General features: G+C 72.5%; 7 protein-coding genes. 5 read left to right on the forward strand and 2 right to left on the reverse strand.

Annotation, left to right across the window (positions count from 1 at the left end):
• Window position 1: 1 nt before the first annotated feature.
• Window positions 2–691 carry a two-component system response regulator MtrA gene (gene mtrA / locus AC07EJ_RS25675; RefSeq protein WP_189491636.1) on the reverse strand — a complete coding sequence of 230 codons (690 nt, stop codon included), beginning with the start codon at window positions 689–691 and terminating at the stop codon, window positions 2–4.
• Between the two features lie 4 nt (window positions 692–695).
• The gene (gene mtnA, locus AC07EJ_RS25680; RefSeq protein WP_389490786.1) at window positions 696–1,844 is read right to left on the reverse strand and encodes an S-methyl-5-thioribose-1-phosphate isomerase; all 1,149 of its coding nucleotides are present in this window, start codon (window positions 1,842–1,844) and stop codon (window positions 696–698) included.
• Window positions 1,845–1,984: 140 nt separating this feature from the next.
• Between mtnA and AC07EJ_RS25685 the strand changes: the two genes are divergently transcribed.
• Genes AC07EJ_RS25685 through AC07EJ_RS25705 form a run of 5 tightly spaced genes read left to right on the forward strand, consistent with a single transcriptional unit; the run spans window position 1,985 to window position 7,601 of the window.
• Complete coding sequence (locus AC07EJ_RS25685) at window positions 1,985–3,328, forward strand: DUF7847 domain-containing protein (protein WP_389490788.1); 1,344 nt, start codon at window positions 1,985–1,987, stop codon at window positions 3,326–3,328.
• Window positions 3,329–3,332: 4 nt separating this feature from the next.
• A complete protein-coding gene (locus tag AC07EJ_RS25690; protein WP_389490791.1) occupies window positions 3,333–4,031 on the forward strand; it encodes a DUF4129 domain-containing protein in 699 nt (232 codons plus the stop codon).
• Entirely contained in the window at window positions 4,028–5,284 is a 1,257-nt protein-coding gene (locus AC07EJ_RS25695) for a DUF4350 domain-containing protein (RefSeq protein WP_393582240.1), read from the forward strand. Before AC07EJ_RS25690 ends, AC07EJ_RS25695 begins: the two co-directional genes overlap by 4 nt.
• On the forward strand, window positions 5,281–6,273 hold the full coding sequence (locus AC07EJ_RS25700; protein ID WP_199842108.1) for an AAA family ATPase: 993 nt from the start codon (window positions 5,281–5,283) through the stop codon (window positions 6,271–6,273). Before AC07EJ_RS25695 ends, AC07EJ_RS25700 begins: the two co-directional genes overlap by 4 nt.
• A gap of 17 nt (window positions 6,274–6,290) precedes the next feature.
• Entirely contained in the window at window positions 6,291–7,601 is a 1,311-nt protein-coding gene (locus AC07EJ_RS25705; protein WP_389490797.1) for a DUF58 domain-containing protein, read from the forward strand.
• The last annotated feature ends 182 nt before the right edge of the window (window positions 7,602–7,783 follow it).

The following is a 7,783-nucleotide window of genomic DNA, read 5'->3' on the forward strand; positions in this document are numbered from 1 at the left end:
GTCAGCTCGGTCCGGCCTTGTAACCGACGCCTCGGACGGTCACCACGATCTCCGGACGCTCGGGGTCCTTCTCGACCTTCGAGCGCAGCCGCTGCACATGCACGTTCACCAGGCGGGTGTCGGCCGCGTGCCGATAGCCCCACACCTGCTCGAGGAGGACCTCGCGCGTGAACACCTGCCACGGCTTGCGGGCGAGCGCCACCAGGAGGTCGAACTCCAGCGGGGTCAGAGCGATCGACTGCCCCTCCCGCTTCACGGAGTGCCCGGCCACGTCGATGACCAGGTCGCCGATGGCGAGCTGCTCCGGCGCAGGCTCCTCGGACCTCCGCAGCCGCGCCCGGATACGGGCCACGAGCTCCTTCGGCTTGAACGGCTTCACGATGTAGTCGTCGGCGCCCGACTCGAGGCCCACCACGACGTCCACCGTGTCGCTCTTCGCGGTCAGCATCACGATCGGCACCCCGGATTCCGCCCTGATCAGGCGGCACACCTCGATGCCGTCCCGGCCGGGAAGCATCAGGTCCAGAAGGACCAGATCCGGCTTGGACTCACGGAATGCGGCCAGCGCCTTGTCGCCGTCAGCTACGAACGACGGCTCAAAACCTTCACCACGCAGCACAATGCCGAGCATCTCGGCCAGTGCGGTGTCGTCGTCGACGACAAGGACTCGTCCCTTCATAGGCCACATCATCCCATTACTTAATCGTTACCTGGCGTGACCTGGCACACAGCTCGCCCAGTCCTTCAGCTGTCACAGGGGAAACCACTCCCCACTCTGTGACGATCGCCGTCACCAACTCGGGCGGCGTCACATCGAATGCGGGGTTGTACGCCTGCGTCCCCAGCGGAGCCACCGGAATCACGCCTCCCGCCTCAACCCCGGCCATCGACACCTGGGGTGCCGTGACCTCCGTCACTTCATGTCCGGCCCGCTGCTCCACCTCGACGGACGCTCCGTCGGGGGTGTCCGGGTCCACGGTCGTACCCGGCGCCACCACGATGAACGGCACGTGGTGGTACTTGGCGAGAACCGCGAGCGGATAGGTCCCCACCTTGTTCGCGACGGAACCGTCCGCCGTGATCCGGTCGGCGCCGACCAGCACCGCGTCCACCTCACCGGCCGCGAACAGCGACCCCGCCGCATTATCCGTGAGCAGCGTGTATGCCATCCCCGCCCGCGCCGCCTCGTACGCGGTCAGCCGCGCGCCCTGGAGCAGTGGCCGCGTCTCGCCGACCCACAGCCGGGTCAGCCGTCCCACCCGGTGCGCGGCGAGCGCCACCGCGAACGCGGTGCCTTCGCCCCCCGAGACCAGCGCCCCGGAGTTGCAGTGCGTGAGGATCCGGTGCTGTCCGCCCGGCAGCAGTTCGTCGAGCAGCGCGAGGCCGTGCCCGGCCATGGCGGCGCTGGCCTCGGCGTCCTCCTGGTGGAGGGCCCGCGCGGCGGCGAGTGCGTCCCGGGCGGCCCGCTCCCGGTCCCCCTCGTCCCCGAGCCCGGCCCGGTACGCCGCATGGGCCCGGCGCACCCCTCTCTCGAGATTCACCGCGGTGGGGCGCGCGCCGGCCAGCGCGTGGGCCGCCTCGTCCACGTCGAACCCCCGTGCCGCAGCCAGGGCGACCCCGTACGCCCCCGCGATGCCCAGGAGTGGCGCTCCCCGCACGGCGAGCGTCCCGATGGCCTGGACGAGCCCCTGCGCGTCGGTGCAGACCAGCTCGACCTCCTCCACGGGCAGCCTGGTCTGGTCGAGCAGGACGAGCGCGGGCCCCTCGGCCGGCTCCTCCCATCGGAGTACGGGTATGTCGGTGGGCCGCTTGTCGTCGCCGGTTTGCGCGTACTGATCAGCCATCCGCCCAGTCTGCCCCGTACCCGGCGGACAATTGAAGGTGTGCAGCCCATACGGCACCTGGTCAACTCCGAGCCACACCGTGGCACGATGGGCGCCAAGCTGCCGCCGCGACCGCGGACGGGCACCGTGAAGGAGCGACGATGAACGACACTCCGGGCTGGGCCTCGCCCGGATCTGCCCCCTCCGACGGCCAGGACGACCAGCCTGCGCAGGACGGCCAGGACGACCAGGACGGTCGGAACGGCCGCAGCGGCGACGGGAAGGACTCCGCTCCCGACCCGAAGTGGTCCAAGGAGCAGCCACCGCCCGCGCAGTGGTCCGCCCCGTCCGGCTCCGGCCAGGGCCAAGCCCCGCCCCCTCCGTCGCCTCCGTCCCAGGGATGGGGCGGCGGATCCCCCGGCGGCCCCGCAGGCCCGGGCGGCTACGGCGGCGGTTACGGCGGCCCCGGCGGTGGCTACGGCGCCGCATGGGGCTCCTGGCAGGGCAGGCCCCCGGCGGCCAAGCCCGGCGTCATCCCTCTGCGCCCGCTCGGCGTCGGCGAGATCCTCGACGGCGCCGTGTCGACGATGCGCACGCACTGGCGCACCGTCCTCGGGATCTCGCTCTCCGTGGCCGTACTCATCGAGATCGTGGTCGTCCTCCTCCAGGGCCTCGTCCTGAACGGCTCGACGAACACGGACGCCCTCGACGACCCGAGCGCGACGGCGAGCGAACTGACACACGCCGTCGGCGACGCCCTGCTCAGCTCGGGCGTCGTCCAGATCGTCTACCTGCTCGGCACCATCGTCGCCACCGCGCTGCTCACGACCGTGACCAGCCGGGCCGTGCTCGGCAAGTCCGTGACGACGGGGGAGGCGTGGAAGGACGCCAAGCCGCAGCTCCTCAAGCTGGCCGGCCTGACACTCCTCCTGCCGCTCATCGCCGCGGCCGTCCTGCTCGTCTGCATGCTGCCGGGCATCCTCGTCGCCGCCCTCAGCTCCTCGGACTCCGGCGCCCCGCTCATCGCTCTCGGCGCCCTCGGTGGCGCCGTCCTGGCGATCTGGCTGATGATCCGCTTCTCGCTCGCCTCGCCCGCCCTGATGCTGGAGAAGCAGAGCATCCTGAAGTCGATGAGCCGCTCCGCCAAGCTGGTCCGCGGCTCCTGGTGGCGGGTCTTCGGCATCCAGCTGCTCGCCGGGATCATCGCCGGACTCGTCTCGTCGATCATCGTCATCCCGTTCACCTTCCTCGCCGCCTCGCTCAGCGGCGAAGGCGTCAGTGGATTCCTCGACAGCGGCACCGGCGACCTCGGCTGGACGTTCCTCATCGTCACCGGCATCGGCTCGGTGATCGGCTCCATGCTCACGTTCCCGATCACGGCGGGCGTCACCGTGCTCCTCTACATCGACCAGCGCATCCGCCGCGAGGCCCTCGACCTCGAACTCGGCCGCGCGGCAGGCCTCCAGGGCTACAGCAACACCACCGGCACCACCTCGGGGAGCTGATGCGGTGAGCCCGGCGGGGGGAGTGCTCTGGGCTGCCGTGCTGCGCTCACGCACCGGCGGCGACGAACCACCGGTGACGATTTCGCGGGACCCCGCGCGGGAAGCGGCCCGACGCGAGCTGTCCGAGCCCGCGTACCACCAGGACGATCCGAGCCTCCTCCAGCGGGGCCTCAACCGCTTCTGGGAATGGCTCGACAAGCTGTTCTCCGCCGCCGCCGGGGCGACCCCCGGCGGCGGTTTCGGCCTGCTCGTCATCGCACTCGCGGTCGTGGCCCTCACCGTCGCCCTGTGGTGGCGCCTGGGCACCCCGCGCCGCTCCCCCCACTCCACCGCCGCCCTCTTCGACGACCGCCCCCGCAGCGCCGCCGAACACCGCGCGGCCGCCGGGGCACACGCCGCCCAGGGCCACTGGACCCAGGCCGTGCAGGAACGGATGCGCGCCATCGTCCGCTCGCTCGAGGAGCGCGCACTCCTCGACCCGCGCCCCGGCCGCACCGCCGACGAAGCCGCCGCGGAAGCCGGCCGCACCCTGCACGCCCACACGGACCGGCTGCGCACCGCCGCCCGCGACTTCGACGACGTCACATACGGCGGCCGCACCGCCACCCCGCAGACGTACGAGCGCCTCACCGCACTCGACGCCGAACTGGACCGCGCCACCCCCACCTTCACCGGCAGCGCCCCCCGAGGAGCCGCCGAGTGACCACCCAGCACCCGCCGGCCCCCGCCGCCCCGCCGAGCGCGCAAGACCCCGCGACACCGGCACACTCCGGCGAGCAGCCCCCGGCCACCTCCACGGCCCGCACCCCACGCCAGCTCTGGACCCGCACGCGCGGCCTGCTCATCGCCGCCGTGATCCTGGTGATCGCCGCCGTCACCATCGCGCTCGTCCGCTCCGGCGCCGCCCACGGCCGCCTCGACCCGCGCTCCGCCGACCCCGGCGGCAGCCGCGCCGTCGCCCAACTCCTGGCCGACCGGGGTGTGACCACGCGCGTGGTTACCACCACCGCCGGGGCCCGCGACGCGGCAGGCCCCGACACCACCCTCCTCATCGCGTCCCCGGACCTGCTCACCGACCGCCAACAGGCCCAACTGCACGCCGCCACCACCGACTCGGGCGGCCGCACCGTCCTGATCGCCCCCGGCGCCCCCTCGCTCGGCACCCTCGCCCCCGACGTCACCGCGGACCCCGCACCGAGCCTCGACGCGCTCGCGCACCCCGACTGCTCCCTGCCCGCCGCCCGCCGCGCCGGCGACGCCGAGACCGGCGGCCGCCGCTACGCCACGTACCCCGCGGACGCGGACACGTGCTACCGCAGCGAAAGTCTCCCCACCCTGCTGCGCCTGCCGGAGGCCAAAGGCGGCGACACCGTCCTCATCGGCGCCCCCGACATCCTCCTCAACGCCCGCCTCGACCAGCAGGGCAACGCCTCGCTCGCCCTTCAACTCCTCGGTTCCCGCCCCCACTTGGTCTGGTACCTCCCCTCCCTCTCCGACGACGCCGCGGCCACCGACACCGACCGCCGCAGCTTCTTCGACCTGCTCCCCTCGGGCTGGCTCTGGGGCACCCTGCAACTCTTCGTCGCAGCCGTCCTCGCCGCGTTCTGGCGCGGCCGCCGCCTCGGCCGCCTCGTCCCCGAACGCCTCCCCGTCGCGATCCGCGCCTCCGAAGCCGTCGAAGGCCGCGCCCGCCTCTACCGCAAGGCGGACGCCCGCGACCGCGCCGCCTCCGCTCTGCGCACCGCCACCCGCACCCGCCTCGCCCCCCTCATCGGCGTCCCCCCGTCCCAGGCCCACACGCCCGAGACCCTGCTGCCCGCCCTGACCGCCGCACTCCGCACCCCCGGCCAGGACCCGCGCCTCCTCCTCTTCGGCCCGCCGCCGGCCAACGACGCGGCCCTTTCAGCCCTCGCCGACCAACTCGACGCCCTCGAAAGAGAGGTACGCCACTCATGATGGCCCCGACCACTGACAACGCCGGGCCCACCGGAGATCCCCGCAGCTCAAGGGCGTCTCTGGAGGCCCTGCGCGCGGAGATCGCCAAGGCCGTCGTCGGCCAGGACCCCGCGGTCACGGGCCTCGTCGTGGCGCTCCTCTGCCGCGGCCACGTCCTCCTCGAAGGCGTCCCCGGAGTAGCCAAGACCCTCCTCGTACGCGCCCTCGCCGCGTCCCTCGAACTCGACACGAAGCGCGTCCAGTTCACCCCCGACCTGATGCCGAGCGACGTCACGGGCTCCCTCGTCTACGACGCCCGCACCGCCGAGTTCTCGTTCCAGCCGGGCCCCGTCTTCACCAACCTCCTCCTCGCGGACGAGATCAACCGCACCCCGCCCAAGACCCAGTCCTCCCTCCTCGAAGCCATGGAGGAACGCCAGGTCACGGTCGACGGCACCCCCCGCCCGCTCCCCGACCCCTTCCTGGTCGCGGCGACGCAGAACCCCGTCGAGTACGAGGGCACGTACCCCCTCCCCGAGGCCCAGCTGGACCGTTTCCTCCTCAAGCTCACCGTCCCCCTCCCTTCCCGCCAGGACGAGATCGACGTCCTGACCCGCCACGCGCAGGGCTTCAACCCCCGCGACCTGCGCTCCGCGGGCGTACGCCCCGTGGCCACCGCCGCCGACCTGGAAACCGCCCGGGCCGCCGTGGCGAAGACTTCGATCTCCCCCGAGATCACGGCCTACGTCGTCGACATCTGCCGCGCCACCCGCGAATCCCCGTCCCTCACCCTGGGCGTCTCCCCGCGCGGCGCGACGGCGCTCCTGTCCACGGCTCGCGCCTGGGCCTGGCTCACCGGCCGCGACTACGTCATCCCCGACGACGTGAAGGCGCTCGCCCTGCCCACGCTCCGCCACCGGATCCAGCTCCGCCCCGAGGCCGAGATGGAGGGCGTCACGCCCGACTCGGTCATCAACGCGATCCTGGCCCACGTCCCCGTTCCCCGCTGACGCAAGGCTCTGGACCCATGGCCCTCACCGGACGCACCGCCCTGCTCGCCGCCCTGGGCTCCCTCCCCGTAGGCATCTGGGAGCCCAGCTGGACCGGCATCCTGGCCGTGAACACCCCCCTGGCCCTGGCCTGCGCCTGCGACTTCGCCCTGGCCGCCCCGGTACGCCGCCTGCGCCTGACCCGTTCGGGCGACACCGCAGTACGCCTGGGCGACGCCGCCGACGTCACCCTCACCGTCACCAACCCCTCGCGCCGCCCCCTGCGAGCCCAGCTCCGCGACGCCTGGCCACCCAGCAGCTGGCTCCCCGGCACCGAGGTCGAGGCGTCCCGCCACCGCGTGACGATCCCCCCGGGCGAACGCCGCCGCATCACCACGCGCCTGCTCCCCACCCGCAGGGGCGACAGGAAAGCCGACCGGGTCACGATCCGTTCGTACGGCCCCCTGGGCCTCTTCACCCGCCAGGGCAGTCACGACGTCCCCTGGACGGTCCGCGTCCTCCCGCCGTTCCACAGCCGCAAGCACCTGCCCTCGAAGCTGGCCCGCCTGCGCGAACTCGACGGCCGAACCAGCGTCCTGACCCGCGGCGAGGGCACCGAATTCGACAGCTTGCGCGAGTACGTTCCCGGGGATGACACCCGCTCCATCGACTGGCGCGCCACCGCACGCCAGTCCACTCTCGCGGTCCGCACCTGGCGCCCGGAGCGCGACCGTCGCATCCTTCTGGTCCTCGATACAGGCCGTACCTCCGCGGGCCGGGTCGGCGACGCACCCCGCCTCGACGCCTCGATGGACGCCGCGCTCCTCCTCGGCGCGCTGGCGTCCAGGGCCGGCGACCGGGTCGACCTGCTCGCCTACGACCGCCGCACCCGCGCCCTGGTCCAGGGTCGCGCGGCCGGCGAACTTCTGCCCGCTCTGGTCAACGCCATGGCCCCACTGGAGCCGGAACTCGTGGAGACAGATGCCCGCGGCCTGACCTCGGCGGCCCTGCGCACAGCTCCCCGCCGTTCACTCGTCGTCCTCCTCACGAGCCTCGACGCGGCTCCGGTGGAAGAGGGTCTCCTCCCGGTCCTCTCCCGCCTCACCAAACGCCACACAGTATTGGTGGCCTCGGTGGCGGACCCGACCATCGCGGAAATGGCCGGCTCCCGAGGAAACGCAGAAGCGGTGTACGACGCCGCCGCCGCGGCCCAGGCCCAAGCGGAACGCCACCGCACGGCAGAATTGCTCATCCGTCGCGGCGTCACGGTCGTCGACGCCACCCCGAATGACCTGGCACCGGCCCTCGCGGACGCCTACCTCGCTTTGAAGGCAGCGGGCCGACTCTGAATACGAAGGAAAGGCCGGGCCTTGAAAAAGGCCCGGCCAGGAACTGCAGCTGGGAACCGAGAATCGAGAACCTCGAACTGCAACCGGCCCTAAACGCAGAAAACCCCCGTAACAGGATTCTCATCCGTTACGGGGGTTTTCTTCAAAAATAGTTCGGCGGCGTCCTACTCTCCCACAGGGTC

The sequence above is a fragment of the Streptomyces sp. NPDC045026 genome, from assembly GCF_056432625.1.

Excerpts from the sequence above, each read along its gene's own strand:
- mtrA (WP_189491636.1), bottom strand. The coding sequence starts at position 691 with ATGATGTGGCCTATGAAGGGACGAGTCCTTGTCGTCGACGACGACACC.
- AC07EJ_RS25705 (WP_389490797.1), top strand. The coding sequence starts at position 6,291 with ATGGCCCTCACCGGACGCACCGCCCTGCTCGCCGCCCTGGGCTCCCTC.
- AC07EJ_RS25700 (WP_199842108.1), top strand. The coding sequence starts at position 5,281 with ATGATGGCCCCGACCACTGACAACGCCGGGCCCACCGGAGATCCCCGC.
- mtnA (WP_389490786.1), bottom strand. The coding sequence starts at position 1,844 with ATGGCTGATCAGTACGCGCAAACCGGCGACGACAAGCGGCCCACCGAC.
- AC07EJ_RS25685 (WP_389490788.1), top strand. The coding sequence starts at position 1,985 with ATGAACGACACTCCGGGCTGGGCCTCGCCCGGATCTGCCCCCTCCGAC.